This is a genomic window from Pseudomonas sp. LAMO17WK12:I5 (assembly GCF_900215165.1).
Taxonomy (GTDB): domain Bacteria; phylum Pseudomonadota; class Gammaproteobacteria; order Pseudomonadales; family Pseudomonadaceae; genus Aquipseudomonas; species Aquipseudomonas putida_A.
The window spans coordinates 56,383-81,634 of the sequence record NZ_OBDS01000017.1 but is presented as its reverse complement, the minus strand read 5'-3'; the positions used below and the strand labels follow the sequence as shown (position 1 = coordinate 81,634).

25 protein-coding genes are annotated in these 25,252 nt (G+C 60.3%); 10 read left to right on the top strand and 15 right to left on the bottom strand.

Features of this window, described 5'->3' with window-relative positions:
* Positions 1-54 precede the first annotated feature (54 nt).
* From hisG to hisC, 3 genes are all read left to right on the top strand, one after another.
* The gene (gene hisG, locus CRO59_RS26630) at positions 55-690 is read left to right on the top strand and encodes an ATP phosphoribosyltransferase (protein ID WP_007967226.1); all 636 of its coding nucleotides are present in this window, start codon (positions 55-57) and stop codon (positions 688-690) included.
* A 125-nt stretch (positions 691-815) separates the two neighbouring features.
* Positions 816-2,141: a histidinol dehydrogenase gene (gene hisD, locus CRO59_RS26625; protein ID WP_097090392.1), complete on the top strand. Its 1,326-nt coding sequence runs from the start codon at positions 816-818 to the stop codon at positions 2,139-2,141.
* A gap of 2 nt (positions 2,142-2,143) precedes the next feature.
* Positions 2,144-3,196, top strand: coding sequence for a histidinol-phosphate transaminase (hisC, locus tag CRO59_RS26620; RefSeq protein WP_097090393.1), 1,053 nt, complete (start codon positions 2,144-2,146; stop codon positions 3,194-3,196).
* Between the two features lie 119 nt (positions 3,197-3,315).
* On the opposite strand, the gene CRO59_RS26615 is transcribed toward hisC, so the two are convergent.
* From CRO59_RS26615 to algW, 3 genes are all read right to left on the bottom strand, one after another.
* A complete protein-coding gene (locus CRO59_RS26615) occupies positions 3,316-4,035 on the bottom strand; it encodes a DUF4198 domain-containing protein (RefSeq protein ID WP_097090394.1) in 720 nt (239 codons plus the stop codon).
* Between the two features lie 12 nt (positions 4,036-4,047).
* Positions 4,048-6,153, bottom strand: a complete 2,106-nt coding sequence (locus CRO59_RS26610; protein ID WP_097090395.1) for a TonB-dependent siderophore receptor — start codon at positions 6,151-6,153, stop codon at positions 4,048-4,050.
* Positions 6,154-6,240: 87 nt separating this feature from the next.
* Complete coding sequence (gene algW, locus CRO59_RS26605) at positions 6,241-7,395, bottom strand: Do family serine endopeptidase AlgW (protein WP_096795365.1); 1,155 nt, start codon at positions 7,393-7,395, stop codon at positions 6,241-6,243.
* A gap of 103 nt (positions 7,396-7,498) precedes the next feature.
* On the opposite strand from algW, the gene CRO59_RS26600 reads away from it, so the two are divergent.
* The 3 genes from CRO59_RS26600 to cysN all read left to right on the top strand — a co-directional run bounded on the left by CRO59_RS26600 (position 7,499) and on the right by cysN (position 11,332).
* Entirely contained in the window at positions 7,499-8,257 is a 759-nt protein-coding gene (locus tag CRO59_RS26600; RefSeq protein WP_097090396.1) for a Nif3-like dinuclear metal center hexameric protein, read from the top strand.
* Between the two features lie 249 nt (positions 8,258-8,506).
* Positions 8,507-9,424, top strand: a complete 918-nt coding sequence (gene cysD / locus CRO59_RS26595; RefSeq protein WP_003221715.1) for a sulfate adenylyltransferase subunit CysD — start codon at positions 8,507-8,509, stop codon at positions 9,422-9,424.
* A gap of 9 nt (positions 9,425-9,433) precedes the next feature.
* Entirely contained in the window at positions 9,434-11,332 is a 1,899-nt protein-coding gene (cysN, locus tag CRO59_RS26590) for a sulfate adenylyltransferase subunit CysN (RefSeq protein WP_096795367.1), read from the top strand.
* A 713-nt stretch (positions 11,333-12,045) separates the two neighbouring features.
* Here the strand turns inward: cysN and CRO59_RS26585 are convergent.
* The 3 genes from CRO59_RS26585 to CRO59_RS26575 are packed head-to-tail and all read right to left on the bottom strand — an operon-like array spanning position 12,046 to position 15,438.
* Positions 12,046-12,951 (bottom strand): acyltransferase, encoded by a 906-nt coding sequence (locus CRO59_RS26585; protein ID WP_027610862.1) that lies wholly within the window; start codon positions 12,949-12,951, stop codon positions 12,046-12,048.
* The gene (pta, locus tag CRO59_RS26580) at positions 12,952-15,051 is read right to left on the bottom strand and encodes a phosphate acetyltransferase (protein ID WP_027610863.1); all 2,100 of its coding nucleotides are present in this window, start codon (positions 15,049-15,051) and stop codon (positions 12,952-12,954) included.
* 60 nt (positions 15,052-15,111) lie between these two features.
* Positions 15,112-15,438 (bottom strand): DUF3565 domain-containing protein, encoded by a 327-nt coding sequence (locus tag CRO59_RS26575; RefSeq protein WP_097090433.1) that lies wholly within the window; start codon positions 15,436-15,438, stop codon positions 15,112-15,114.
* On the opposite strand from CRO59_RS26575, the gene CRO59_RS26570 reads away from it, so the two are divergent.
* The 3 genes from CRO59_RS26570 (at position 15,407) to CRO59_RS26560 (ending at position 17,768) form a co-directional block, all read left to right on the top strand.
* Positions 15,407-15,892 carry a peptidylprolyl isomerase gene (locus tag CRO59_RS26570; RefSeq protein ID WP_007968032.1) on the top strand — a complete coding sequence of 162 codons (486 nt, stop codon included), beginning with the start codon at positions 15,407-15,409 and terminating at the stop codon, positions 15,890-15,892. The two genes, CRO59_RS26575 and CRO59_RS26570, sit on opposite strands and share 32 nt — an antisense overlap.
* A gap of 122 nt (positions 15,893-16,014) precedes the next feature.
* Positions 16,015-16,497 carry a glutathione peroxidase gene (locus CRO59_RS26565; protein ID WP_095139510.1) on the top strand — a complete coding sequence of 161 codons (483 nt, stop codon included), beginning with the start codon at positions 16,015-16,017 and terminating at the stop codon, positions 16,495-16,497.
* 167 nt (positions 16,498-16,664) lie between these two features.
* The gene (locus tag CRO59_RS26560; RefSeq protein ID WP_097090397.1) at positions 16,665-17,768 is read left to right on the top strand and encodes an NADH:flavin oxidoreductase; all 1,104 of its coding nucleotides are present in this window, start codon (positions 16,665-16,667) and stop codon (positions 17,766-17,768) included.
* A 135-nt stretch (positions 17,769-17,903) separates the two neighbouring features.
* Here CRO59_RS26560 and CRO59_RS26555 read toward each other — a convergent pair whose 3' ends face one another.
* The 3 genes from CRO59_RS26555 to cysZ form a co-directional block, all read right to left on the bottom strand.
* Complete coding sequence (locus tag CRO59_RS26555; RefSeq protein WP_097090434.1) at positions 17,904-19,103, bottom strand: glycosyltransferase family 1 protein; 1,200 nt, start codon at positions 19,101-19,103, stop codon at positions 17,904-17,906.
* A gap of 61 nt (positions 19,104-19,164) precedes the next feature.
* Positions 19,165-19,611: a hypothetical protein gene (locus CRO59_RS26550; protein ID WP_097090398.1), complete on the bottom strand. Its 447-nt coding sequence runs from the start codon at positions 19,609-19,611 to the stop codon at positions 19,165-19,167.
* Between the two features lie 117 nt (positions 19,612-19,728).
* Positions 19,729-20,490, bottom strand: coding sequence for a sulfate transporter CysZ (gene cysZ / locus CRO59_RS26545; protein WP_097090399.1), 762 nt, complete (start codon positions 20,488-20,490; stop codon positions 19,729-19,731).
* 311 nt (positions 20,491-20,801) lie between these two features.
* Between cysZ and trxB the strand changes: the two genes are divergently transcribed.
* Complete coding sequence (gene trxB, locus CRO59_RS26535; RefSeq protein ID WP_003221727.1) at positions 20,802-21,764, top strand: thioredoxin-disulfide reductase; 963 nt, start codon at positions 20,802-20,804, stop codon at positions 21,762-21,764.
* 184 nt (positions 21,765-21,948) lie between these two features.
* Here the strand turns inward: trxB and CRO59_RS26530 are convergent, their stop codons facing one another.
* From CRO59_RS26530 to CRO59_RS26505, 6 genes are all read right to left on the bottom strand, one after another.
* Positions 21,949-22,287, bottom strand: a complete 339-nt coding sequence (locus CRO59_RS26530) for a HopJ type III effector protein (protein WP_097090400.1) — start codon at positions 22,285-22,287, stop codon at positions 21,949-21,951.
* Positions 22,280-22,576 carry a DUF1244 domain-containing protein gene (locus CRO59_RS26525; protein ID WP_007968038.1) on the bottom strand — a complete coding sequence of 99 codons (297 nt, stop codon included), beginning with the start codon at positions 22,574-22,576 and terminating at the stop codon, positions 22,280-22,282. Before CRO59_RS26525 ends, CRO59_RS26530 begins: the two co-directional genes overlap by 8 nt.
* A 96-nt stretch (positions 22,577-22,672) precedes the next feature.
* Positions 22,673-23,044 (bottom strand): dihydroneopterin triphosphate 2'-epimerase, encoded by a 372-nt coding sequence (gene folX / locus CRO59_RS26520; protein WP_007968040.1) that lies wholly within the window; start codon positions 23,042-23,044, stop codon positions 22,673-22,675.
* Positions 23,045-23,605: a GTP cyclohydrolase I FolE gene (folE, locus tag CRO59_RS26515; RefSeq protein ID WP_097090401.1), complete on the bottom strand. Its 561-nt coding sequence runs from the start codon at positions 23,603-23,605 to the stop codon at positions 23,045-23,047. It abuts the gene before it with no gap.
* Between the two features lie 21 nt (positions 23,606-23,626).
* On the bottom strand, positions 23,627-24,337 hold the full coding sequence (gene folM / locus CRO59_RS26510; RefSeq protein WP_097090402.1) for a dihydromonapterin reductase: 711 nt from the start codon (positions 24,335-24,337) through the stop codon (positions 23,627-23,629).
* A 175-nt stretch (positions 24,338-24,512) separates the two neighbouring features.
* Complete coding sequence (locus tag CRO59_RS26505) at positions 24,513-25,082, bottom strand: antibiotic biosynthesis monooxygenase (protein ID WP_096795374.1); 570 nt, start codon at positions 25,080-25,082, stop codon at positions 24,513-24,515.
* Between the last annotated feature and the right edge of the window lie 170 nt (positions 25,083-25,252).

Below are 25,252 nucleotides of genomic sequence, written 5' to 3'. Positions count from 1 at the left end.
TCCGGCGCCGATTGCGACCGGGCATGAGTACCTTGATAAGGACTGACGTTTCCCATGTTGACCATCGCACTGTCCAAGGGCCGCATCCTTGACGACACCCTGCCGCTTCTCGCTGAAGCCGGCATCGTGCCGACCGAGAATCCGGACAAGAGCCGCAAGCTGATCATCCCCACCACTCAGGATGACGTACGTCTGTTGATCGTGCGTGCCACCGACGTGCCGACCTATGTCGAGCATGGCGCGGCCGACCTCGGCGTCGCCGGTAAAGACGTGTTGATGGAATACACCGGCCAGGGCCTGTACGAGCCGCTGGATCTGCAGATTGCCCAGTGCAAGCTGATGACCGCCGGCAAGATCGGCGCGGCCGAGCCCAAGGGCCGTCTGCGCGTGGCGACCAAATTCGTCAACGTTGCCAAGCGTTACTACGCCGAACAGGGTCGTCAGGTCGACATCATCAAGCTCTACGGCTCGATGGAGCTGGCGCCGCTGATCGGTCTGGCCGACAAGATCATCGACGTGGTCGACACCGGCAACACCCTGCGCGCCAACGGCCTGGAACCTCAGGAACTGATCGCCACGATCAGCTCGCGCCTGGTGGTCAACAAGGCTTCGATGAAGATGCAACACGCCCGAATCCAGGCGTTGATCGATACCCTGCGCAACGCAGTGGAATCGCGACACCGCGGCTGATGTACCTGCGCGACCCCTGGTCGCGCCGTCTATCCGCCTCATAGCCAGAATTCTCAGGTGCCCAAGCGGATCGAATGATAGTTTCGGGCGCCTGAGTTTTTCGCCATTCCTATGAGGCTCTCGCTATGACCGCACCGACTGCAATTCGCCGACTCAACGCTGCTGACCCGGATTTCGCGCATCATCTGGATCATCTGCTGAGCTGGGAAAGTGTGTCTGACGACTCGGTCAATCAGCGCGTGCTGGACATCATCAAGGCGGTGCGCGAGCGCGGTGACGCGGCGCTGGTCGAGTTCACCCAGAAGTTCGACGGCCTCGAAGTGGCGTCGATGGCCGACCTGATCCTGCCGCGCGAGCGTCTGGAACTGGCGCTGACCCGCATCACCGTGGCACAGCGCGAAGCGCTGGAAAAAGCCGCGGCGCGGGTGCGCAGCTACCACGAAAAACAGAAACAGGATTCCTGGAGCTATACCGAGGCCGACGGCACCGTACTCGGGCAGAAGGTCACACCGCTGGATCGGGCCGGTCTGTATGTGCCGGGCGGCAAGGCGTCGTATCCATCGTCGGTGTTGATGAACGCGATTCCGGCCAAGGTCGCCGGCGTGACCGAAGTGGTCATGGTCGTGCCAACCCCGCGCGGTGAAATCAATGAACTGGTGCTGGCGGCGGCGTGCATTGCCGGCGTTGACCGGGTGTTCACCATCGGCGGTGCGCAAGCGGTTGCCGCGCTGGCTTACGGCACTGAAAGCGTGCCGCAGGTGGACAAGGTCGTCGGCCCGGGCAACATCTATGTGGCCACCGCCAAGCGTCACGTGTTCGGTCAGGTCGGCATCGACATGATCGCCGGCCCGTCGGAAATCCTTGTGGTGTGCGACGGCCAGACCGATCCGGACTGGATCGCCATGGATCTGTTCTCCCAGGCCGAGCACGACGAAGACGCGCAGGCAATTCTAGTCAGCCCGGACGCCGAATTCCTCGACAAGGTCGCTGCGAGCATCGACAAACTGCTGCCGACCATGGACCGCGCAACCATTATCGAAACCTCGATCAATGGTCGCGGTGCACTGATTCATGTGCGCGACATGGCGCAAGCCATCGAAGTCGCCAACCGTATCGCCCCGGAACACTTGGAGCTGTCGGTCGCTGATCCACAAGCGTGGTTGCCGCAGATCCGTCACGCCGGTGCGATCTTCATGGGCCGTCACACCTCCGAGGCGCTGGGCGACTACTGCGCTGGTCCGAACCACGTGTTGCCGACCTCTGGCACCGCGCGGTTCTCCTCGCCGCTGGGTGTGTACGACTTCCAGAAACGTTCGTCGATCATCTTCTGCTCCGAGGCCGGTGCTTCCGAGCTGGGCAAGACCGCTTCGGTGCTGGCCCGTGGCGAATCCCTGAGTGCGCACGCACGCAGCGCCGAATACCGCATCAAAGCTGAGCAGAAGGGGAACTGATCATGAGTAAATTCTGGAGCCCGTTCGTCAAGGATCTGGTGCCGTATGTGCCGGGCGAGCAGCCAAAGCTGACCAAACTGGTCAAGCTCAACACCAACGAAAACCCCTACGGCCCGTCGCCAAAAGCCCTGGCGGCGATGCAGACCGAACTCAACGACAACCTGCGTCTGTACCCGGACCCGAACAGCGATCTGCTGAAAAGCGCCGTCGCCAACTACTACGGCGTGCAGAGCAATCAAGTGTTCCTCGGCAATGGTTCGGACGAAGTGCTCGCGCACATCTTTCACGGTCTGCTGCAACACGAGCAGCCGCTGCTGTTCCCGGACATCAGCTACAGCTTCTATCCGGTGTATTGCGGTCTGTACGGCATCCAGTTCGATGCCGTGCCGCTGGACGCGCAGTTCCAGATCAACCCGGCGGACTACGCCAAACCGAACGGCGGGATCATTTTCCCCAATCCGAACGCACCGACCGGTTGCCTGTTGGCGCTGGAGGCGGTCGAGCAGATCCTCAAGACCAGCCCGGATTCGGTAGTGGTCGTGGATGAGGCGTACATCGACTTCGGTGGCGAAACCGCGATCAGTCTGGTGGACCGTTATCCGAACCTGCTGGTGACCCAGACCCTGTCCAAGTCGCGCTCGCTGGCCGGCCTGCGCGTCGGTCTGGCGGTGGGGCACCCGGATCTGATCGAGGCGCTGGAGCGGATCAAGAACAGCTTCAACTCCTATCCGCTGGATCGCCTGGCGATTGTCGGGGCGGCGGCAGCGTTCGAGGATCGCGAGTATTTCGACAAGACCTGCCGTCTGGTGATCGAGAGCCGTGAATGGGTGATCGCGCAATTGCAGGCCAAAGGCTTTGAAGTGCTGCCTTCGGCGGCGAACTTCATCTTCGCCCGTCACCCGCAACACGATGCAGCAGGGCTGGCAGCCAAACTGCGCGAGCAGGGTGTGATCGTGCGTCACTTCAAGCAGGAGCGGATTGCCCAGTTCCTGCGGATCTCGATCGGTACGCCGGAGCAGAATCAGGCGCTGATCGACGGCCTCGGCGAACTCTAAAACACCATTACCCCCGTAGGAGCGAGCCTGCTCGCGATAGCGGACGGACATTCAGCATTTATGCTGACTGACCCGGCGCAATCGCGAGCAGGCTCGCTCCTACAGGGGACTTGTGTTGATTATTCGTGATGTGGCTCACCCAAAAACGTTAGCGAACTGAACAGTCCACGACTGTTCACATCAGCACTGCCCTTCACCGGCACCTCCACCTGCGCGGCAATCACATTCAACCCTTCATTACGCACCAACACCTGCGCGCGGCCGTCCTTGTCAGTCTCGGTGCTCAAGGTATTCGGCGCACTGCGATAGTCACCGATCAACTTCACCCCCGCCGCCGGTTTGCCATCAAGCAACACCCGCACCGGCAATGATTGCCCCGGCCCGACCGTCAGCGGATCGACTTCCGGCAGAATCAGCAATTTGATCTGATCAAGCTTGGGCAACTTGGCCCCCGGCTGATAAATCGCCAGGCTGTACTTGAAGGTCTGCGTCGCCTCGACAGCGCCCGGCACTTTGCTGCGCCCCTCATTGATCCATTTTTTGTCAGCGGTTTGCGACCACATACCGTTGTTCAACGCCACTGCCAGTACCGCCGGCGTTTTCAGAGGTTTCAGGCGAGCGTGATCAGGCAGGCGCTCAACGCTGACCGGAATCATTTTTCCGCCCGCGTCATAAGCCCAGGCGCCGCTGATTTTCTGCGCCTTGAAGGCATTGTCCTCGGCGCCGTGGCCGTAGATCACTTCGATATTGCCGCGCCGTTGTTCTGTCCACAGGCCATGGGCCGAGGCTTGAGTGGCGAACAGGGCGGCGATGATCAGCAGGGTTTTGCGGCATTGCATGGTGACGTCCTTTTACAGGTTGAGTGTCAGGCTGACGGTGAAATTGCGCGGCTCGCCGGGGTTGACCCAGTAATTGCTGTAGGAGCGCTCGTAGTATTTTTCGTCGAAGAGATTGTTCAGGTTCAGGCCAACCGTGACGTTGTCGCTGGCCTTGTAATGGGCCAGCAGATCGACGGTGTGATAGGCCGGCATTTCAAAATCACCGCCGGCTTCACCGGAGCGATCGCCGACGTAGGTGAACGCCGCGCCGACGTCCGAGCCGCGTAAATGGCCGTCCTGAAACTCGTAGACGCCGAGCAGGCTGCCACTGCGCTTGGCCACGCCAAGGATGCGGCTGCCGGTCGGGATTGCCGCGTCGCCCTTGGTCACTTCAGCGTCGATGTAAGCGAAGGCACCAATCACCCGCACGGCATCGGTCACTTGCCCGGTCACTTGCCAGTCGAAACCGCGACTGCGCGCCTTGCCCATCGCGCGGCTGGTGTCGGTGCCCGGGTCGAGGGCTAGGACGTTCTCCTTGTCGATGTGGAAGAAGGCGAGGGTGCTGCTCAGGCGCTCGTCGAACAGTTCGTTCTTGATGCCGATTTCGTAACCGACACCTTCTTCGGGATCGAAGGATTTGCCGGAGGCGTCGAGGCCGTTATTCGGTTTGAACGAGGTCGAGGTGTTGGCGAACAGGCCGGTGTTCGGCGTCAACTGATAGAGCAGGCCGGCGCGTTGGGTGAGGGCGTCGTGAGTCTGCTGGCTTTTGGCATTGCGGGTGTGATCGTCGATGCGTTGATCAAAGTGTTCGAAGCGTGCGCCGATCATCCCGCGCAGTTTGTCGGTGAAGATGATTTGATCCTGCAGGTTCAGTGCGTGGCTTTCGACGTGTTCGAAGAAGTCAGTACCCGAGCGTGGGCCGTTGGGTTTCGGTTGGCCGTAGATCGGCTTGTAGATGTCGATGGCGTAGGGACCGCCAGCGATGGTAGTGACGCGTTCGTTCTTGCGGTAGTTCTCGTACTCGGTGCCGATCAGCAGTTCGTGCTGCCATGGTCCGAGGTCGAACAGACCGCGCAGCTCCAATTGGGTGATGCTGTCGTGCCAGTTAGTGTCCCGTTCGCGGTAGCGTCGGTTGACCGTGTGACCATCGGCGTTCAGCGCACGACTTTCAGACGCGTCGCCCCACAGTTTGCCTTCCTTGTAGTGGCTGGCCAGACGCAGTTTCCAGCTGTCGTTGAGCTGATGCTCGAGGGTGGCCTGGAGCAGGTTGTTGTGGTTGTCGATGTTGCCGTCGTTCGGTTCACCGAGGAAGGTCGAGCGCGAAACGCCGCTCCATTTGTTGTTCGGCGCGACGATTCCTCGGTCGAACGTGGAGTTGTGCCGGACGATTTCGCTTTCCACCAACAACGAAGTGTCCGGGCTCAGTTGCCAACTGATCGAAGGTGCGACGAAGACCCGCTGGCTGTCGACGTGATCACGGAAGCTGTGGTTGTCTTCGACCGCGAGGTTGATCCGCGAGAGCACGTCCCCCTGCTCGTCGAGCGGCGTATTGACGTCCAGTGCCGTGCGATAACGATCCCAGCTGCCAGCGCTGGTCTGCAGGGTGGTGAACGCTTCGGGCTGCGGCTTTTTGGTGACGATGTTCACCGTGCCGCCAGGATCGCCACGGCCATACAGGCTAGCGGCCGGGCCTTTGAGGACTTCGATGCGCTCCACATTGGCCGCGTCCGGCGTGCTCGGGTAGCCGCGATTGGCGCTGAAACCGTCCTTGTAGAACTCCGAGGTGATGAAGCCGCGTACGCTGTATTCGTACAGCGTCAGGCCGCCAAAATTGTTCTGCTTCGACACGCCGCCGGCAAATTCCAGTGCGCGTTCGACATTGTGGCTGCCCAGATCCTTGAGCACGCTGGCCGGCACCACGCTGATCGCTTGGGGAATGTCGCGGATGGCGGTGTCGGTTTTGGTTGCACTGGCGGAGCGCGTCGCGCGGTAGCCGCTGACCGGCCCGCTGGGGGATTCATAATCGGAAGTGACGCTGATGGCGTCGAGTTCGATGGGTTGCGGATCTTCGGCGAAGACCGGATCGCCCAGCAGGCCAAGGGTCAGGCCAAGCAGCGAGGCCTTTTTTCGAGACGACATGTTATGTTGTTCCAATCGTTAAATTGAAACAATATAACATGCCTGTTGAGAGTGTCTTTCATTCGCGCACTCGGCGCGAATAAAGTTTTACTCTTCTTCTTTCACCGGTGCAGGCGGCGGACGCAGGCCGATTTCAGCGGTGAGCTTCAGTTCTTTGCCGTTGCGCATGACCTGAATGGTCACTTTGTCAGTCGGCTTGATCCGCGCCACCTGGTTCATGGACTTGCGGCCATCACCGGCCGGTTCGCCGTCGATACTCAGAATCACGTCACCCAGTTGCAGGCCGGCCTTCTGTGCCGGGCCATCGCGGAAGATCCCCGCCACGACAATCCCCGGGCGCCCGGACAGGCCAAACGACTCGGCCAGTTCCTGGGTCAGCGGCTGCACTTCAATACCGAGCCAGCCACGAATCACCTGACCGTGCTCGATGATCGATTTCATTACTTCCATCGCCAGTTTCACCGGGATCGCAAAACCGATGCCCTGCGAGCCGCCGGACTTGGAGAAGATCGCCGTATTGATGCCGGTGAGGTTGCCGTTGGCATCGACCAGCGCGCCGCCGGAGTTGCCCGGGTTGATCGCCGCGTCGGTCTGGATGAAGTCTTCATAGTTGTTCAGGCCCAACTGGTTACGCCCGGTGGCACTGATGATGCCCATGGTCACGGTCTGGCCGACGCCGAACGGGTTGCCGATGGCCAGCGCGACATCGCCGATGCGGATGCTGTCGGAGCGGCCGACGGTGATCGCCGGCAGGTTTTTCAGGTCGATCTTCAGCACCGCGAGGTCGGTTTCCGGATCGCTGCCGATCACCCGGGCGAGGGTTTCGCGACCGTCCTTGAGCGCCACCACGATCTGGTCGGCGCCGGTGGTCACGTGGTTGTTGGTCAGAATGTAGCCTTCCGGGCTCATGATCACCCCGGAACCGAGGCTCGATTCCATGCGTTTCTGCTTCGGCGAGTTGTCACCGAAGAAGCGCCGGAACTGCGGGTCTTCAAACAGCGGGTGCGCCGGTTTGTTGATGACCTTGGTGGTGTAAAGGTTGACCACCGAGGGTGCGGCGATGGTCACCGCGTCGGCATAGGACACCGGCCCCTGTTGCACGCTGGTGGTTTGCGGGGCCTGTTGCAGGTTGACATCGAGGCTCGGCAGCCCGACCCACTGCGGGTAACGCTGAATAATCAACAGAGCGATAAGCACACCGGCCAACAGCGGCCAGCCGAAAAAACGCAGCGCCTTGAGCATTAAGCACGTCCTGGAAAAGTTGCAGGCGGGGTCAGACCGCCCATAATGTCGCGCATTATACGAGGCCGCGCGCGCCTCTGAACGGGATTTTCAGGAGTCTTTCATGGCCGTCGCCCTCAGCACCCTCGTCGAAGAAGCCGACCGTTACCTTGGCAGTGCGAAAATTGCCGATTATTGCCCCAACGGCCTGCAGGTCGAAGGCCGTCCGCAGGTGATGCGCATCGTCAGTGGCGTCACCGCCAGTCAGGCGCTGCTTGACGCGGCGGTGGAGGCCGAGGCCGACCTGATACTGGTGCATCACGGCTATTTCTGGAAAGGCGAGAACCCGTGCATCACCGGCATGAAGCAGCGGCGCTTGAAGACTTTGCTCAAGCACGACATCAGTCTGCTCGCCTATCACTTGCCGCTGGATCTGCATCCGGAGGTCGGCAACAACGTGCAACTGGCGCGTCAGCTGGACATTACCGTTGAAGGGCCACTGGATCCGGACAACCTTAAAATTGTCGGACTGGTCGGGTCGTTGAATGAGCCGATGACTGCGCGTGATTTCGCCCGCAAGGTTAAAGACGTCATGGGCCGCGAGCCGCTGCTGGTCGAGGGCAGTGGGATGATTCGTCGGGTCGGCTGGTGCACCGGTGGCGGGCAGGGCTATATCGATCAGGGCGTGGCGGCGGGTGTCGATCTGTTCCTCAGCGGTGAAGCCTCCGAGCAGACCTTCCACAGCGCGCGGGAAAACGACATCAGCTTCATCGCCGCCGGCCACCACGCCACCGAGCGCTATGGCGTGCAGGCGCTGGGTGACTACCTGGCAAAACGTTTCGCCCTCGAACACATCTTCATCGATTGTCCGAACCCTATCTGAATCCACCACAAATACCTGTGGGAGCGAGCCTGCTCGCGAAGGCGTCAGACTTTCAATACAAAGGTGTCTGGCATACCGCTTTCGCGAGCAGGCTCGCTCCCACAAGGGAACTGCTCGGCCGAACCGGCAGGCATATTCATATGCCCTTTCGATCTAGTAGGCGTCCTGATTAGAAGAGGTCGCTGTGCTAGGATTCCCCGCTCGAACACGGCCCGCTGGCCGTTCATAAGAAAGCTTTCGTGAGTAGCCATGGTCGACAAACTGACGCATCTGAAACAGCTGGAGGCGGAAAGCATCCACATCATCCGCGAGGTGGCCGCCGAGTTCGACAACCCGGTGATGCTGTACTCCATCGGTAAAGACTCCGCCGTGATGCTGCATCTGGCACGCAAGGCGTTCTTCCCGGGCAAACTGCCGTTTCCGGTGATGCACGTCGACACTCGCTGGAAATTCCAGGAGATGTACAAGTTCCGCGACAAGATGGTCGAAGAGCTGGGCCTGGACCTGATCACCCACATCAACCCCGATGGCGTGGCGCAGAACATCAACCCGTTCACCCACGGCAGCGCCAAACACACCGACATCATGAAGACCGAGGGCCTGAAACAGGCGCTCGACAAGCATGGTTTCGACGCCGCGTTCGGCGGCGCCCGTCGCGATGAAGAGAAGTCCCGTGCCAAAGAGCGCGTGTACTCGTTCCGCGACAGCAAGCACCGCTGGGACCCGAAAAACCAGCGCCCTGAGCTGTGGAACGTCTACAACGGCAAGGTCAACAAGGGCGAATCCATTCGGGTGTTCCCGTTGTCGAACTGGACCGAGCTGGACATCTGGCAGTACATCTACCTCGAAGGCATCCCGATTGTGCCGCTGTACTTCGCCGCCGAGCGCGAAGTGATCGAGAAGAACGGCACGCTGATCATGATCGACGACGACCGTATCCTCGAACACCTTTCCGACGAGGACAAGGCACGCATCGTCAAAAAGAAAGTGCGTTTCCGTACCCTTGGCTGCTACCCGTTGACGGGCGCGGTGGAGTCCGAGGCTGAAACCCTCACGGACATCATTCAGGAAATGCTCCTGACGCGAACTTCCGAGCGCCAGGGCCGGGTCATCGACCATGATGGCGCAGGCTCGATGGAAGACAAGAAACGTCAGGGTTATTTCTAAGGGGTTGTCATGTCGCACGCATCTGATTTGATCAGCGAGGACATCCTCGCCTACCTGGGCCAGCACGAACGTAAAGAGCTGCTGCGCTTTTTGACCTGCGGTAACGTCGATGACGGCAAGAGCACCCTGATCGGGCGCCTGCTGCACGACTCCAAGATGATCTACGAAGATCACCTGGAAGCCATCACCCGTGATTCGAAGAAAGTCGGCACCACCGGTGACGACATCGACCTGGCGTTGCTGGTCGACGGTCTGCAGGCCGAGCGTGAGCAGGGCATCACCATTGATGTCGCCTACCGCTATTTCTCCACCGCCAAACGCAAATTCATCATCGCCGACACCCCTGGCCATGAGCAGTACACCCGCAACATGGCCACCGGTGCCTCCACCTGTGATCTGGCGATCATCCTGGTCGACGCCCGTTACGGCGTGCAGACCCAGACCCGTCGCCACAGCTTCATTGCCTCGTTGCTGGGCATCAAGCACATCGTCGTCGCCATCAACAAGATGGACCTGAAAGACTTCGATGAAGGCGTGTTCGAGTCGATCAAGGCCGACTACCTGAAGTTCGCCGAAGGCTTGAAGATGAAGCCGACCAGCATGCACTTCGTGCCGATGTCTGCCCTCAAGGGCGACAACGTGGTGAACAAGTCCGAGCGCTCGCCTTGGTACAAAGGCCAGTCGCTGATGGAAATCCTCGAGACCGTGGAAGTGGCGGGCGACCGCAACTTCACCGATTTGCGTTTCCCGGTGCAGTACGTCAACCGTCCGAACCTGAACTTCCGCGGTTTCGCTGGCACCCTCGCCAGCGGCATCGTGCACAAGGGCGACGAAGTGGTGGTTCTGCCGTCGGGCAAGAGCAGCCGCGTCAAATCCATCGTCACCTTCGAAGGTGAGCTGGAGCAGGCCGGCCCGGGTCAAGCGGTGACGCTGACCATGGAAGACGAAATCGACATCTCCCGTGGCGACCTGCTGGTGCATGCCGACAACGTGCCGCCGGTCACCGACAGCTTCGAAGCGATGCTGGTGTGGATGGCTGAAGAGCCGATGCTGCCGGGCAAGAAATACGACATCAAGCGCGCCACCAGTTACGTGCCGGGCTCGATTGCCAGCATCGTCAACAAGGTCGACGTGAACACCCTCGAAGAAGGCCCGGCGAGCGCGTTGCAGCTCAACGAAATCGGCAAGGTGAAGATCGCGCTCGACGCGCCGATCGCCCTCGACGGTTACGACAGCAACCGCACCACCGGCGCGTTCATCGTCATCGACCGTTTGACCAACGGCACCGTCGGCGCCGGCATGATCGTCGCTCAGCCAGTGGCTCATGGGACTGCCTCGCACCACGGCAAACTGGCTCACGTTGCCACTGAGGAACGTTCCCAGCGTTTCGGCCAGCAGCCAGCGACCGTGCTGTTCAGCGGCCTGTCGGGCGCGGGCAAGAGCACGCTGGCCTATGCGGTCGAGCGCAAGCTGTTCGACATGGGCCGTGCGGTGTTTGTGCTGGATGGTCAGAATCTGCGTCACGACCTGAACAAAGGGCTGCCGCAGGATCGTGCCGGTCGTACCGAGAACTGGCGACGTGCTGCGCATGTGGCGCGTCAGTTCAACGAGGCGGGTCTGTTGACTCTGGCTGCGTTTGTGGCGCCGAGCGCCGAAGGTCGTGAGCAGGCCAAGGATCTGATCGGCAAGGAGCGTCTGCTGACGGTTTATGTGCAGGCTTCGCCGGCGGTGTGTGCCGAGCGTGATCCGCAGGGCTTGTATGCTGCGGGTGGCGATAATATTCCGGGTGAGTCGTTCCCGTATGACGTGCCGCTGAATGCTGATCTGGTGATCGACACGCAGTCGTTGTCTTTGGAAGAAAGCGTCAAGCAAGTGCTGGATCTGCTGCGTCAGCGTGGCGCGATTTAAACGTTAGCTGGAAATGAAGAGCCCGTGGATGAGTGATCATCGGCGGGCTTTTTTATTGTGGGTCATTTGGTTTTTGGCGGTGGCGGCCTTTGGGCCGACCATGCTCTTGAGGTTTTGGGTGTATATCCGTTGCTGCGGTAACGGCTGCTTGGGGTTCCGCCCTTACGGCGGGTCACTTTTTACAAACGCCTAAAAAGTAACCAAAAACGCTTGCTCCTGCGTTCGGCCCGCTCGCTGGGGCTCGGGGTCCCTTCGCTGCGGGATTGATCCGGGCGCAGCGCCTCCGGTTGGCTTCGCTGCACCTCCTCTCGCTGTGTTTGGCTGCGCCAAACGGTCGCTGCGCTCCCACCCCCGGATCAATCCCTACGCTCAGCCTTCCGACGTCGCCCGTGGATCAAGATCAAGAGCTTTCGGCGAGCTGACACTCGGCCATTTGAGTGGTGAAAAGCGTGCGCCTGGCTTTAGCTTTTCCTGTGGGAGTTGGCTTGCCAGCGATGGCGGCCTGACAGCCGACCAATCTCTACCTGAATACACCGGTTTCAAACTGTGGGAGCGGGCTTGCTCGCGAAGGCGGCCTGACAGCCGACTAATCTCTACCTGAATACACCGTGTTCAAACTGTGGGAGTGAGCCTGCTCGCGATAGCGGTGTGTCATTCAACATTGGGAGTGGCTGTTCCACCGCTATCGCGAGCAGGCTCGCTCCTACAGGGGATTAACGTTTGTCTGCGAATTCGCGGTGCATCTGTTCCAGCAGCGCATCCTTGTCCTGCCACAGCTGGTTGATCCAGCCCTGGAATTGCAGGCGATATTCGCCGTCCTGGTCGTAGTTCTTGCCGATGAAGGCCGGCGGGATTTTCAGTTCTTCAAAGTGCACCACCACGTCGCGCACGTTGCCGCACAGCAGATCCCAGAAACCCGGACGCCCGCCCGGATAGTGGATGGTCACGTTGACGATCGACTCCAGTTGCTCACCCATCGCGTCCAGCACGAAGGCGATGCCGCCCGCCTTGGGTTTGAGCAGGTATTTGAACGGTGACTGCTGTTGCGCATGTTTGCCTTCGGTGAAGCGCGTGCCTTCGACGAAGTTGAAAATCCCCACCGGGTTGTTGCGGAATTTCGCGCAGGTCTTGCGCGTGGTTTCGAGGTCTTTGCCTTTCTTCTCTGGATGCTTTTCTAGGTACGCCTTGGAGTAGCGCTTCATGAACGGGAAGCCCAGCGCCCACCAGGCCAGACCGATCACCGGAACCCAGATCAGCTCCTGCTTGAGGAAGAATTTCAGCGGCTGGATGCGGCGGTTGAGCACGTATTGCAGCACCAGGATGTCGACCCAACTCTGGTGGTTGCTGGTGATCAGGTATGAGTGTTGGTAGTCCAGACCTTGCAGGCCGCTGATGTGCCAGCGGGTGCGGCGCACCAGGTTCATCCAGCCTTTGTTGTTGCTGATCCAGGCTTCGTGGGTGTGGCTCATCAGCCACAGTGAGGCGCGGCGGGCGAGGTCGAAGGGCAGCACTTTGATCAGCGCGACGCAGAACAGGAACGAGCACAGCAGAATCGTATTGAGCGCCAACAGCAGCGCGGCGATCACGCCGCGAATCGGGGCGGGCAGAAAGTCCAGCATTTACACATCCATAGGTCGGTTGGCGGCTTGAATCGCGGTCAGGGCGATGGTGTAGACGATGTCGTCGACCTGCGCGCCGCGCGGCAGGTCGTTCACCGGTTTGCGCAGGCCTTGCAGCATCGGGCCGAGGCTGACGCAGTCGGCGCTGCGCTGCACGGCTTTGTGGGTGGTGTTGCCGGTGTTCAGGTCGGGGAACACGAACACCGTGGCGCGACCGGCCACCTGGCTGTTCGGCGCCAGTTGCCGGGCGACGTCTGCGTTGGCAGCGGCGTCGTATTGCAGCGGGCCGTCGATCAGCAGCGAATGCTGTTGCTCGTGGGCGAGCAGGGTGGCTTCGCGGACTTTCTCGACTTCTTCACCGCTGGCCGATTCGCCGCTGGAGTAACTGATCATCGCCACGCGCGGGGTGATGCCGAATGCTGCGGCCGAATCAGCGCTTTGCAGGGCGATCTCCGCCAGTTCGGCGGCGCTCGGGTGTGGGTTCATCACGCAGTCGCCATAGACCAGCACTTCTTCGGGGAACAGCATGAAAAACACCGACGACACCAGCGTACAGCCCGGTGCGGTCTTGATCAGTTGCAGGGCCGGGCGGATGGTGTTGGCGGTGGTGTTGATCACGCCCGAGACCAGGCCGTCGACCTCATCCAGCGCGAGCATCATGGTGCCGATCACCACGGTGTCTTCCAGTTGCTGTTCGGCCATCGGCGCGTTGAGGCTTTTGCTTTTGCGCAGCGCGACCATCGGCTCGATGTAGCGCTCGCGAATCAAGTCCGGATCGAGGATCTCCAGCCCCGGCGGCAACTCGATACCTTGCGCGCGGGCCACCGCTTCGACGTCCTCGGGTTTGGCCAGCAGCACGCAACGGGCGATGCCGCGCTCCTGGCAGATCGCCGCCGCTTGCACGGTGAGCGGCTCGCTGCCTTCGGGCAGGACGATGCGTTTGTTCGCCGACTGCGCCCGTTGAATCAGTTGGTAGCGGAATACCGCTGGCGACAGACGCATTTCCCGCGGTGTGCCACAGCGCTGATGCAGCCATTTGGCGTCGAGATGACTGGCGACGAAGTCAGTGATGATCTCCGCGCGCTCGCGGTCATCGATGGGAATTTCCTTGTTCAGGCCATTGAGCAGGTTGGCGGTGTCGTAGGAGCCAGTGCTCACCGACAGCACCGGCAGACCGGCCTGCAGCGCGCCACGGCATAGGTCCATGATGCGTGGATCGGGCAGGGTGTCGCTGGTCAGCAACAGCCCGGCCAGCGGTACGCCATTGAGTGCCGCGAGGCTGACCGCGAGGATGATGTCGTCGCGATCACCCGGGGTCACCACCAGTACGCCGGGCTTGAGCAGCTCCACAGTGTTGCGCATGGTCCGTGCGCAGATGATGATTTTGGTCATGCGCCGGGTTTCGTAATCGCCGGCGTTCAGCACCTGCGCGCCCATCAGGTCGGCGACGTCGCGGGTACGCGGTGCATTGAGTTCGGGTTGAAACGGAATGCAGCCGAGCAGGCGGAAATCACCGCTGCGCAGTAATGGCGAATGCTCTTTGAGGCGCGTGGCGAAGGCATCCATGCTCTCGTCGGTCTTGACCTTGTTGAGGATTACGCCGAGGACTTTTGGATCTTTCGGGCCGCCGAACAATTGCGCCTGCAATTCCACGCGACCGGAGAGTTCGGCGAGCACTTCGTTTTCCGGGGCCGAGACCAGAATCACCTCGGCATCCAGGCTTTTCGCCAGGTGCAAATTGACCCGCGCGGCGTAGCTGGCGCTACGGGTCGGCACCATGCCTTCGACCACCAGCACATCTTTGCCGATAGCAGCTTGCTGATAGAGGGCGATGATTTCTTCGAGCAACTCATCGAGCTGACCGTCGCCGAGCATCCGCTCGACATGGGCCAGGCCCAGTGGCTGCGGCGGTTTCAGGCCGTGGGTGCGCGCCACCAGTTCGGTGGAGCGCTCAGGACCAGTGTCGCCCGGATGCGGCTGGGCAATCGGTTTGAAGAAGCCGACTTTCAGTCCGGCCCGCTCCAGGGTACGCACCAGCCCGAGGCTGATGGAGGTCAGACCCACGCCAAAATCGGTGGGCGCGATAAAAAAAGTTTGCATGCGGATTCTCTAAAGGTGCATGGCAATGGTGGCGATCTATACGTGACCGCCTACCGCAATTCAGTCGCCAAGGTTATCGCTAACCGAGCCTTGTGCGCACCAACCGCAGTCAAAGGGTTGGCCTATTTTTTCAATACGTTGCGCCGGGTCAAGGACCCAGGCCCGCGATTGCCATGGCGGCTGATGGCGCAGGTGCTGGGTGTGGCCACAGGAAAGCTCGACCACCCAGTGACCGTCTTCATCCTGATGGAAGCCGGCGATTGTCGAATCCCGTTTGTCCGGGTTGTGTTCGCTTTCGCGCGATTGCTTCGCTAAACTTGGCCTTTCTATATTCTTCTGCAAAAGGTCTCGCCCCATGCTGATCGCCGCCAATAAGGCTGTCTCCATCGACTATACCCTGACCAACGACGCTGGTGAGGTCATCGACAGCTCCGCCGGCGGCGCTCCGCTGGTCTACCTGCAAGGCGCAGGCAACATCATCCCGGGCCTGGAAAAAGCTCTGGAAGGCAAAGCTGTTGGTGACGAGCTGGAAGTGTCCGTTGAGCCGGAAGACGCTTACGGCGAATACGCTGCCGAACTGGTCAGCACCCTGAGCCGCAGCATGTTCGAAGGCGTTGACGAGCTGGAAGTCGGCATGCAGTTCCACGCTTCGGCGCCGGACGGCCAGATGCAGATCGTGACCATCCGTGACCTGGACGGCGACGACGTCACCGTTGACGGCAACCACCCACTGGCCGGTCAGCGCCTGAACTTCAAAGTGAAGGTCGTTGCTATCCGTGACGCCAGCCAGGAAGAAGTCGCTCATGGCCACGTCCATGGCGAAGGTGGCCATCACCACTGATTTTCTGCGCTAAGCTTCGAGTACTGGAGAGGCGCCTGCGGGCGCCTTTTTAGTCCGCGGCTGTCCTTGGTGCTCTCGCCAAGTGGCTGTTTCGAGTAGAACACGGGAATCTGGAGTCCGTCATGAGTGCTTTTCACGACCTTAAGTTGACAGCCCTGGATGGTCAGGAGCTACCGCTGGCGCCTTTCAAGGGCCAAGTCGTGCTGGTGGTCAACGTCGCCTCCAAATGCGGCTTGACCCCACAGTACGCGGCACTGGAAAACCTCTATCAGCAATTCAAAGACAAAGGCTTCAGTGTGCTGGGCCTGCCGTGCAACCAGTTTGCTGGCCAGGAACCAGGTACCGAACAGGAAATCCAGGAGTTCTGCAGCCTGAACTATGGCGTGACATTCCCGTTGTCGAGCAAGCTTGAAGTCAACGGCCATGATCGTCATCAGCTCTACCGCTTGCTGGCGGGCGAGGGCGCGGAGTTTCCCGGAGATATCACCTGGAACTTCGAGAAGTTTCTGCTCGGCAAGGACGGCCGGGTGCTGGCGCGATTCTCGCCGCGCACGGCGCCGGATGATCCAACAATCGTTCATGCGATTGAAAAAGCGCTGGGCTGAAACAGCAAAATCAAGAGATCGCCGCCTGCTGCAGCTCCTGCAGAGGACTGCTGACGCTGCGATCTTTTCGTTTCTAACCCTTGATCACCCAAATCAATAGTGCTGTTCAAGGCTTGTAACTCTCCATATTATCGCCGTCATAAAGCCATTCCCTGTGGAGCCTTCCAATGCCGGTGCAAGCCCTGTTCAAACCGTTCCACCTTGGTGCCCTCGAACTGCCGACCCGTGTGGTCATGGCGCCGATGACCCGCTCTTTTTCCCCGGGTGGCGTACCCAATTCCAAAGTGATCGAGTACTACCGTCGCCGCGCGGCGGCCGGAGTCGGTCTGATCATCACCGAAGGCACCACTGTCGGTCACGTTGCCTCTAATGGTTACCCGAACGTGCCGCAGTTCTTCGGTGAAGCGCCACTGGCCGGCTGGAAAAAAGTCGTCGACGCAGTGCATGCCGAGGGCGGGAAGATTGTTCCGCAACTGTGGCATGTCGGCAGCGTACGTCGTATCGGTACCGAGCCGGACGCCAGCGTGCCGGGTTATGGCCCGACGGAAAAACTCAAGGACGGCCAGGTCGTGGTGCACGGCATGACCAAACAGGACATTCAAGACGTGATCGCCGCGTTCGCCCAGGCCGCCAAAGATGCCAAAAGCATTGGCATGGACGGCGTGGAAATCCACGGCGCCCACGGTTACCTGATCGACCAGTTCTTCTGGGAGGGCAGCAACCAGCGCACCGACGAATACGGCGGCAGCCTGGCCAACCGCTCGCGTTTCGCCATCGAGTTGATTCAAGCGGTACGCGCGGCAGTCGGTGAAGGCTTCCCGATCATCTTCCGTTTCTCGCAGTGGAAGCAGCAGGATTACACCGCGCGTCTGGTGCAGACCCCGGAGGCGCTGGGCGAATTCCTCAAGCCGCTGTCCGACGCCGGCGTAGACATTTTCCACTGCTCGACACGGCGTTTCTGGGAGCCTGAGTTCGACGGTTCCGAGCTGAACCTCGCCGGCTGGACGCGCAAGCTGACCGGCAAACCGACCATCACTGTAGGTAGCGTCGGCCTGGACGGCGAGTTCCTGCAATTCATGGTCAACACCGACAAGGTCGCGCAACCGGCGAGCCTGGAGAAACTGCTGGAGCGTCTGAACAACGACGAGTTCGATCTGGTCGCAGTGGGCCGCGCGCTGCTGGTGGATCCGGACTGGGCGCTGAAAGTCCGCGAAGGGCGTGAGCAGGACATTCTGCCGTTCAGCCGTGAGGCGTTGATGACGCTGGTTTAAGCGTCGCCATTACCGACCCCTTCGCGAGCAGGCTCGCTCCCACAGGTTTCTCTGGGTTCACAGAATCTGTGTTCACTGAAGATCCCTTGTGGGAGCGAGCCTGCTCGCGAAGGCAGGTTCAAAATCAGCAAAGATCTAAGGCAATGTCTGCGCATTCGGCAACACCCGCTCCCGCACACACGCGCCACGCAAGTGCTTTTCAAATTGCTCGATGATCGCCGCCCACCCCTGACGACTGGCATGCTGGCGCGCATTCAGGCGCACGCAACGCAAGGTCTCATCCTCCTCCAGCAACCACGCCGCCGCATCGCAGAACGCATCCTCATCACCGGGCATCGCCAACACGCCGTTGTAACCGTGGCGAATGTGCTGCGCTGCCGCAGCCTGATCGTACGCCACCACCCCCAGCCCTGACGCCAGAGCTTCCAGCACCACATTACCGAAGGTTTCGGTCATGCTTGGGAACAGGAAGATATCGCCGGACGCATAGTGCGCCGCCAGTGCTTCGCCGCGCTGTGAACCACAGAAGATCGCCTCGGGCAGCTCCTTTTCCAGCGCAGGCCGTTGCGGCCCGTCGCCGACCACGATCAGCTTCAGCTTGCGCTGTGGATAAGTGCGGCACAGGGTGTCGAAGCAGCGCTTGAGCAAGCCCAGATTCTTCTCCGGGGCCAGACGGCCGACGTGAATCACCGCGATGTCCTGCTCGCTCAGGCCCCATTGCTCACGCAAGCCGTTCAAACGCTTGGCCGGGTGAAACAACTGGCTGTCCACGCCGCGGGAGAGCAGGGCGAGGCGGTCGAAATGCCGACGCTCCAGTTCCAGGCGCTGACTGACGCTCGGCACCAGGGTCATCGCCGAGCGGTTGTGAAACCAGCGCAGATAATGCGTGAGCAAGCGCGTCAGCAAACTCAGCCCGTACTGGTTGGTGTATTGCTGGAAATTGGTGTGAAAACCGCTGACCACCGAGATCCCCAGGCGTCGTGCCGCACGCAACGCCGACAAACCGAGCGGGCCTTCGGTGGCGATGTACAAAACGTCCGGGCGATGACGCTTCCAGCGCCGCAGCAGCTTGTGCATCGACGACTGTCCCCATTGCAGACCGGGATAACCCGGCAACGGCCAGCCTCGACACAACAGCAAGGCATCGTCCTCGACGCGCTGCGGATCTCCCGCCTGGCGCGGTCGCACCAGTTCCACCTGATGCCCACGCGCGCGCAAGCCATCGCACAAGCGACCAAGGGTATTGGCCACCCCGTTGATTTCCGGTGGGAAGGTTTCGCTGATCAGTGTGATATGCAGAGCTGTCGTCATGACCTCAGTGTCGGCTGAGGCCATGTCGTGCATGTGACGTTCGGATGATGGATTTGTGACGGCATCCGTCACCGAAAAATCAGCGCTATTTAGCCGTGATAAAAAGAATATTTCCCGCAAAGAACGCGAGAAGTGTTCCCACGATATAAAGAATTGTGCTGGTACTTTTCAAGTCTCTGAGTTTGGCGAATCCAACGATTCCGTGGAGCATGTTCAAGGAAAAAAGAGTAATTGCAGTGATAAGCAGAACACCGCCGCCGAGGTAGTGTGTAATTGTGTCGAAGTAAGTGATGTTCGGTAATTTGAACGCTTTGACACCCGCCCAGAGAACCACCCCACAAATCACGTAATTTCGAATGTGGTCAAAAACCCACTTTAGGGTTACGTCCTTGGTTTCGAGATGCACCAAATGAAGGATCAGGCTGCTCAAGTTCAGCTTTGTTTGGGGCTCGGGCAGGAGTTCTGTCGGGAATCCTTTTTTTTCTAGCTTCTGTGCAGGCTCAGGTTGGCCGCTGTTCAGCTCATTTTCCATCTGTGTATGTACTCCCTGTAACCCGACCAAAAAGTTGATGTCGCAGTGCCGAGAAAAGGGGATGATATCAGAATGGTGGCATCCTGATGGCTGTCAACGTCGCAAAAATTAAATTGGCTAGGGGCGCTCAGCCTGCGCCACGAGGTTTTCGGCCCCGCGCTCACGCACCCAGAACAACGTCGCGCCTGCAACGGCGGCTGGCATCATCAAAATATTCACCACCGGAATCAGCAGCGCCAGATAGACGATCCCGCCAAAACTCATGCTCTGCCAGCGTTTCTGCCGCAGCCAGGCGAGCATCTCGTTCCAGCCCAGTTTGTGGTTGTCCGCCGGGTAGTCGATGTACTGGATCGCCATCATCCACATGCCGAACAGCAGCCACAGCGGGGCGGCGACGATGTTCACCACCGGGATGAACGAGAGAATGAACAGGCCGATCGCCCGCGGCAGGAAGTAGCCGAGTTTGCGCATTTCCCGGGCGAGGGTGCGCGGGATCATCGCAATCAGTTCGCCCCAGCTGAAGGCCGGGAAATCATCGGTGCCGCGTACCACCACTTCGACTTTTTCCGCGAGGAAACCGTTGAACGGCGCCGCGATCACGTTGGCGAGCATGGTGAAGGTGAAGAACACCATCAACGCCACCAGCACCACGAACAGCGGCCAGAGGATGTAGCTGAGGAAACTCAGCCAGTCGGGCAGCGACGGCATCAGGCTGTCGACCCACAGGCTGAACTGATGGCCGGCCAGATAGATCAATCCGACGAACAGCACCAGGTTGATCGCCAGTGGCAGCAACACGAACAGGCGCAGGCCCGGGCTGAGAACCAGTTTGAGGCCTTCGCGCAGGTATTGCGGGCCGGACAGAACAGGGGCGGGCATAAGGTGCTCCGAGCAAGGGAAAACGCGCCGACCTTACCGACTTTGCAACAGGTGCGAAAGCGCGGCAGAGCGATCGACATTCACTGTAACAAAGACGTCGATCCGGTCGGAGTCTGCGTATAGAGACCACCTATGAGCTGGATTGTTAATCCGTATTTCCTTAATCTTGCCCCCCTCGATACGCTGCACCCAACTTTTTACAGGACTGTCGAGCTCATGCCTTCCCCAAGGTTATCCACAGTCCTTTTTTATTCCCGCCGGCAGTCCGGCGTTCCGCGCCAGTGTTTCGGCCCGGTCAACAGGAGCAGGTCATGTCTGAAGTCCGTCATTCGCGAGTGATTATTCTCGGTTCCGGCCCTGCCGGTTACAGCGCTGCGGTCTACGCCGCCCGTGCCAACCTCAAGCCACTGCTGATCACCGGCATGCAGGCCGGCGGTCAGCTGACCACCACCACCGAAGTCGACAACTGGCCAGGCGACGTACACGGCCTGACCGGCCCGGCGCTGATGGAGCGGATGCGTGAGCACGCCGAGCGTTTTGAAACCGAGATCGTTTTCGATCACATCAACGCCGTGGACTTCGCTGCCAAGCCGTACACCCTGACCGGCGACAGCGCGACCTACACCTGCGACGCCCTGATCATCGCCACCGGTGCCAGCGCTCGCTACCTGGGCCTGCCGTCGGAAGAAGCGTTCATGGGCAAAGGCGTTTCGGCCTGCGCGACCTGCGACGGTTTCTTCTACCGCAACAAGCCCGTGGCTGTGGTCGGCGGCGGCAACACCGCTGTTGAAGAGGCGCTGTACCTGGCCAACATCGCCAGCACCGTGACCCTGATCCACCGTCGCGAAACCTTCCGCGCCGAGAAGATCCTGATCGACAAGCTCAACGCCCGCGTGGCCGAAGGCAAGATCATCCTCAAGTTGAACGCCAACCTCGACGAAGTGCTGGGCGACAACATGGGCGTGACCGGTGCGCGTCTGAAGAACAACGACGGCAGCTTCGACGAGATCAAAGTCGACGGCGTGTTCATCGCCATTGGCCACACCCCGAACACTTCGCTGTTCGAAGGCCAGTTGACCCTGAAAGACGGTTATCTGGTAGTGCAGGGCGGCCGTGACGGCAACGCCACTGCCACCAGCGTTGAAGGCATCTTTGCTGCCGGTGACGTGGCTGACCACGTTTACCGTCAGGCCATCACCTCGGCCGGCGCCGGCTGCATGGCAGCACTGGACACCGAGCGTTACCTGGACGGTCTGCAGAACGCTTCGTTCTAAATCGCAGACACAAAAAAACCGGCTTCGGCCGGTTTTTTTTGTGCCCGTTATTCACAGCCACCACTCAACAAATGTGGGAGCGAGCCTGCTCGCGAAGGCGTCATGTCAGGCAACATTCTGGATGTCTGATACACCGCTTTCGCGAGCAGGCTCGCTCCCACAGGGACTGGTGTTGGATCTGATATCAGCGACGGGTCAGCGGCTGTGCTTCGAACTTCACACCCGCCAGACCGTGCTTGATCAGCGCGCGGATATTGCCGTGGTCGCTGCCCTCAGGCGTCGCCACCACCGAACGGTAATGTTCACCGAACGCCAGCAGCGCTTCTTCATCACTCAAGCCTTCCAGCAGTGCCAGACCCAAAGTCTTGCACGAACCTTCGTTCTGCCCGGCGGCGTTTTCCACGCCACCGTTGTTGAACGCCTGAGGCTGGTAGTCGTAACCGGCGGCGATGAAAGCCAGGGTGTCGGCGAAAGCGTGTTCGCCGCTTTTGAGGCTGGCGCGCAGGGTGTTCAGATCACTCATTGGGTTTTCCTTTGGCGAACGCCGCCTGTTGTTCGGCGCTGGCTTCTTGCTGGTATTGGGCTTTCCACTCGGCGTAAGGCATGCCGTAAACCACTTCACGGGCGTCGTCGAGGCTGACCTCGATCTGACGGTCATCGGCGGCAGCCTTGTACCACTTGGACAGGCAGTTGCGGCAGAATCCGGCGAGGTTCATCAGGTCGATGTTCTGCACGTCCTTACGGCTGTCCAGGTGGGCGACCAGCCGGCGGAAGGCGGCGGCTTCGAGTTCGAGGCGTTGTTGCTCGGTCATGGGAGTCTCTGCGAGACAGCTTCAAGCGACGAGCTTCAAGCTGCAAGATGGGTGGCGTTGATACGAAGTTTACAGCTTGCCGCTTGAAGCTTGAAGCTAGCGGCTCGCTGCAAGCGTGATTGACACCGACTCGGCAAAACGCAGCGCATGCGGCTTGTCGACTTCGACTTCGGCGTACAGCACTGCAGCATGAGTCATCACCAGATCCAGCAGTTCCTGGGTCAGGCGTTCGAGCAGCGCAAACCGATTGCCCTCGACGTGGGCGATGATCGCCTTGGTGATGGTGCGGTAATTCAGCGCGTGATCGATGTCGTTGTCGCGCACCGCTTCCTGCGCCGCGTACAGGATCGTGAGATTGATCAGCACATCCTGCTTGTTGAGGATCTCGTCCTCGTTGATCCCGATAAAGGTGCGCAAGCGCAGATCCTTGACCCGGATGCGCGCCATTCCCGGTTGAAGTTGTGACATTTACTTGCTCCGTCCAATCAATTGCAGGAACTCCTGGCGGGTGTTGCTCGAGTCGCGAAAGGCGCCGAGCATGACCGAGGTGTTCATGGTCGAATTCTGTTTCTCGACACCGCGCATCATCATGCACATGTGCCGGGCCTCGATGACCACCGCGACACCGGCGGCATCGGTGACCTGTTGCACCGCATCGGCAATCTGCCGGGTGAGGTTTTCCTGAATCTGCAGGCGCCGGGCGAACATGTCCACCAGCCGCGCGATCTTCGACAGCCCCAGCACCTTGCCTGTCGGAATATAAGCCACATGGGCCTTGCCGATGAAGGGCAGCAGGTGATGTTCGCACAACGAGTAGAGCTCGATGTCGGCGACGATGATCATCTCGTCGCTGTCGGAGGCAAACAGCGCGCCGTTGACGATCTGATCCACACTCTGTTCATAGCCGTGACACAGGTATTGCATGGCTTTGGCCGCGCGCACCGGGGTATCGAGCAGACCTTCGCGGTCGGGGTCTTCGCCGAGGCCGATGAGGATCTCGCGGTAATTCTCGGGCAGGGAACGGGTCATGGGTGATCCTCGCGCAGCAGCTTATTTGACGTGCCGTCCGCCGTTGACGGTCAGGGTCGTGCCGGTGACATAGGGGTTGTCGAGCAGATAGCGCAGGCTCTGGTAGATCACTTCGCTGCCGGGCTCGATGCCCAGCGCGGATTTGGCCAGCGCCCTGGCGCGGTACGCCGCGTCGTCGTCGGGATTGAACAATAGCAGGGCCGGCGCGATGCCGTTGACCTTGATTGCCGGCGCATAGCGCGCGGCGAAGGACAGGGTCAGGCTGTCGAGCCCGGCCTTGCTGGCGCAATAACCGATGTGCTTGCTGCTGCCCTTGCGCGTGACATCGTCGCTGATGTGGATGATGTCGGCCGGGGTCGAGCCTTTGAGCAGGTCGGCGCAGTGCAGGTTGATCAGATACGGCGCGAGCATGTGCACGTTGAGCATGCGCGAGAAGGCCTCGGCTTCACTGCCCGGGGTTTCCGCCAGCCATTCGGAGGCGTTGTGGACGATGGCGCGCAGGCAGTCGGTGTGGGTTTTCAGTTCATCGATGAAGGCGAGGATGGCGGCTTCGCTGGAGAAGTCCGCGAACACCGCGACAGCGCCCAGATCACGCAGGGCTTGTACGCCCGGACGTTCGCTGCGGTAGGTGAAGATGACCCGATGGCCGTCTTCAAGCAAACGCTGTGCGCAGTGCAGACCGACACGCTGGCCGGCACCGGTGATGAGGATCGGGGCGGAGGATATGGACATGAACGGCTCGCGTCGCGGTTGGAGCAAAAACTATAACAGCGACATGAGCCATGCACCTATCGTCGGCCTTACCAATACCTGTGGGAGCGAGCCTGCTCGCGAATGCGGTGTCTCAGTCGACATCAATGTTAAATGTCAGTCCGTATTCGCGAGCGGGCTCGCTCCCACACAGAGATCATCGATTCTGCGTAGAGGGTGTTGCAGGCAAAGGTCGCGCAGGCACAGCGTTCAACCAGTTCGCCAGCAACCGCGTCGACAACGGAATAAAGAAATACACCATCAACGGCGTCAGGCACGCCGTACTGACCAATACCCGTGGCAGCAGGCTCATCTCGCCGAGCAGCGGCCCGAGGACAAAGTTGAACAGCAGCGACACCGGGAAGAACGCCAGCCAGATCGCCACGGCCTGTTTCCAGCGTGGTGGCCGTTGACCGGCAGCGCCGAACCAGCCTTCGATGCCGCTGACCCGATGCTCCTTGGGATGCTCGAACAGATCGCTGCCCCGCGCCAGCCACGCGGTCCGCGAGACCGAGTGCTCCCAGGCGTGCAGGGTCTGCTCGTCGACGAAGCGGAAAATGATCTGGAATTCGTTGTCACCGGGTGGCGGAGCGAGCACGCCGGAACCCAGGTAACCGGGAAAGTCAGTGGCCAGTTGTTCGCCTTCGCGCAGCCAGGCAATCAGGTCCTGATAGCGGCCGTCGGCGACGCGACGCGCAACCATCAGCGTGACGGGGGAAGTAGACATTGTGTATCTCCATATTTCGAGTGCGGCGCTCCGGGTAGGAGGTTTCGCATTGCGCAAACCGGGGTAGGGGCCTGCGCTTTTCAACAAGCAAGGATTATTCCCGATTTTGATGACAGTTTCAGAGACTTTCGTCTCTGTTTATTGGGTTGAACCGACAGAGGGCATCGGAT

Bases quoted from the DNA above. Each gene is read 5' to 3' on its own strand.
- folM (WP_097090402.1), bottom strand. From the start codon at position 24,337: ATGTCCATATCCTCCGCCCCGATCCTCATCACCGGTGCCGGCCAGCGT.
- cysN (WP_096795367.1), top strand. From the start codon at position 9,434: ATGTCGCACGCATCTGATTTGATCAGCGAGGACATCCTCGCCTACCTG.
- CRO59_RS26615 (WP_097090394.1), bottom strand. From the start codon at position 4,035: ATGCAATGCCGCAAAACCCTGCTGATCATCGCCGCCCTGTTCGCCACT.
- CRO59_RS26575 (WP_097090433.1), bottom strand. From the start codon at position 15,438: ATGGAGACAGCCTTATTGGCGGCGATCAGCATGGGGCGAGACCTTTTG.
- CRO59_RS26525 (WP_007968038.1), bottom strand. From the start codon at position 22,576: ATGACCGAGCAACAACGCCTCGAACTCGAAGCCGCCGCCTTCCGCCGG.
- CRO59_RS26505 (WP_096795374.1), bottom strand. From the start codon at position 25,082: ATGTCTACTTCCCCCGTCACGCTGATGGTTGCGCGTCGCGTCGCCGAC.
- hisD (WP_097090392.1), top strand. From the start codon at position 816: ATGACCGCACCGACTGCAATTCGCCGACTCAACGCTGCTGACCCGGAT.
- CRO59_RS26565 (WP_095139510.1), top strand. From the start codon at position 16,015: ATGAGTGCTTTTCACGACCTTAAGTTGACAGCCCTGGATGGTCAGGAG.
- folX (WP_007968040.1), bottom strand. From the start codon at position 23,044: ATGTCACAACTTCAACCGGGAATGGCGCGCATCCGGGTCAAGGATCTG.
- CRO59_RS26560 (WP_097090397.1), top strand. From the start codon at position 16,665: ATGCCGGTGCAAGCCCTGTTCAAACCGTTCCACCTTGGTGCCCTCGAA.
- cysD (WP_003221715.1), top strand. From the start codon at position 8,507: ATGGTCGACAAACTGACGCATCTGAAACAGCTGGAGGCGGAAAGCATC.
- CRO59_RS26610 (WP_097090395.1), bottom strand. From the start codon at position 6,153: ATGTCGTCTCGAAAAAAGGCCTCGCTGCTTGGCCTGACCCTTGGCCTG.
- CRO59_RS26530 (WP_097090400.1), bottom strand. From the start codon at position 22,287: ATGAGTGATCTGAACACCCTGCGCGCCAGCCTCAAAAGCGGCGAACAC.
- hisC (WP_097090393.1), top strand. From the start codon at position 2,144: ATGAGTAAATTCTGGAGCCCGTTCGTCAAGGATCTGGTGCCGTATGTG.
- pta (WP_027610863.1), bottom strand. From the start codon at position 15,051: ATGCAAACTTTTTTTATCGCGCCCACCGATTTTGGCGTGGGTCTGACC.
- hisG (WP_007967226.1), top strand. From the start codon at position 55: ATGTTGACCATCGCACTGTCCAAGGGCCGCATCCTTGACGACACCCTG.
- trxB (WP_003221727.1), top strand. From the start codon at position 20,802: ATGTCTGAAGTCCGTCATTCGCGAGTGATTATTCTCGGTTCCGGCCCT.
- algW (WP_096795365.1), bottom strand. From the start codon at position 7,395: ATGCTCAAGGCGCTGCGTTTTTTCGGCTGGCCGCTGTTGGCCGGTGTG.
- CRO59_RS26555 (WP_097090434.1), bottom strand. From the start codon at position 19,103: ATGGCCTCAGCCGACACTGAGGTCATGACGACAGCTCTGCATATCACA.
- CRO59_RS26570 (WP_007968032.1), top strand. From the start codon at position 15,407: ATGCTGATCGCCGCCAATAAGGCTGTCTCCATCGACTATACCCTGACC.
- CRO59_RS26550 (WP_097090398.1), bottom strand. From the start codon at position 19,611: ATGGAAAATGAGCTGAACAGCGGCCAACCTGAGCCTGCACAGAAGCTA.
- cysZ (WP_097090399.1), bottom strand. From the start codon at position 20,490: ATGCCCGCCCCTGTTCTGTCCGGCCCGCAATACCTGCGCGAAGGCCTC.
- folE (WP_097090401.1), bottom strand. From the start codon at position 23,605: ATGACCCGTTCCCTGCCCGAGAATTACCGCGAGATCCTCATCGGCCTC.
- CRO59_RS26585 (WP_027610862.1), bottom strand. From the start codon at position 12,951: ATGCTGGACTTTCTGCCCGCCCCGATTCGCGGCGTGATCGCCGCGCTG.
- CRO59_RS26600 (WP_097090396.1), top strand. From the start codon at position 7,499: ATGGCCGTCGCCCTCAGCACCCTCGTCGAAGAAGCCGACCGTTACCTT.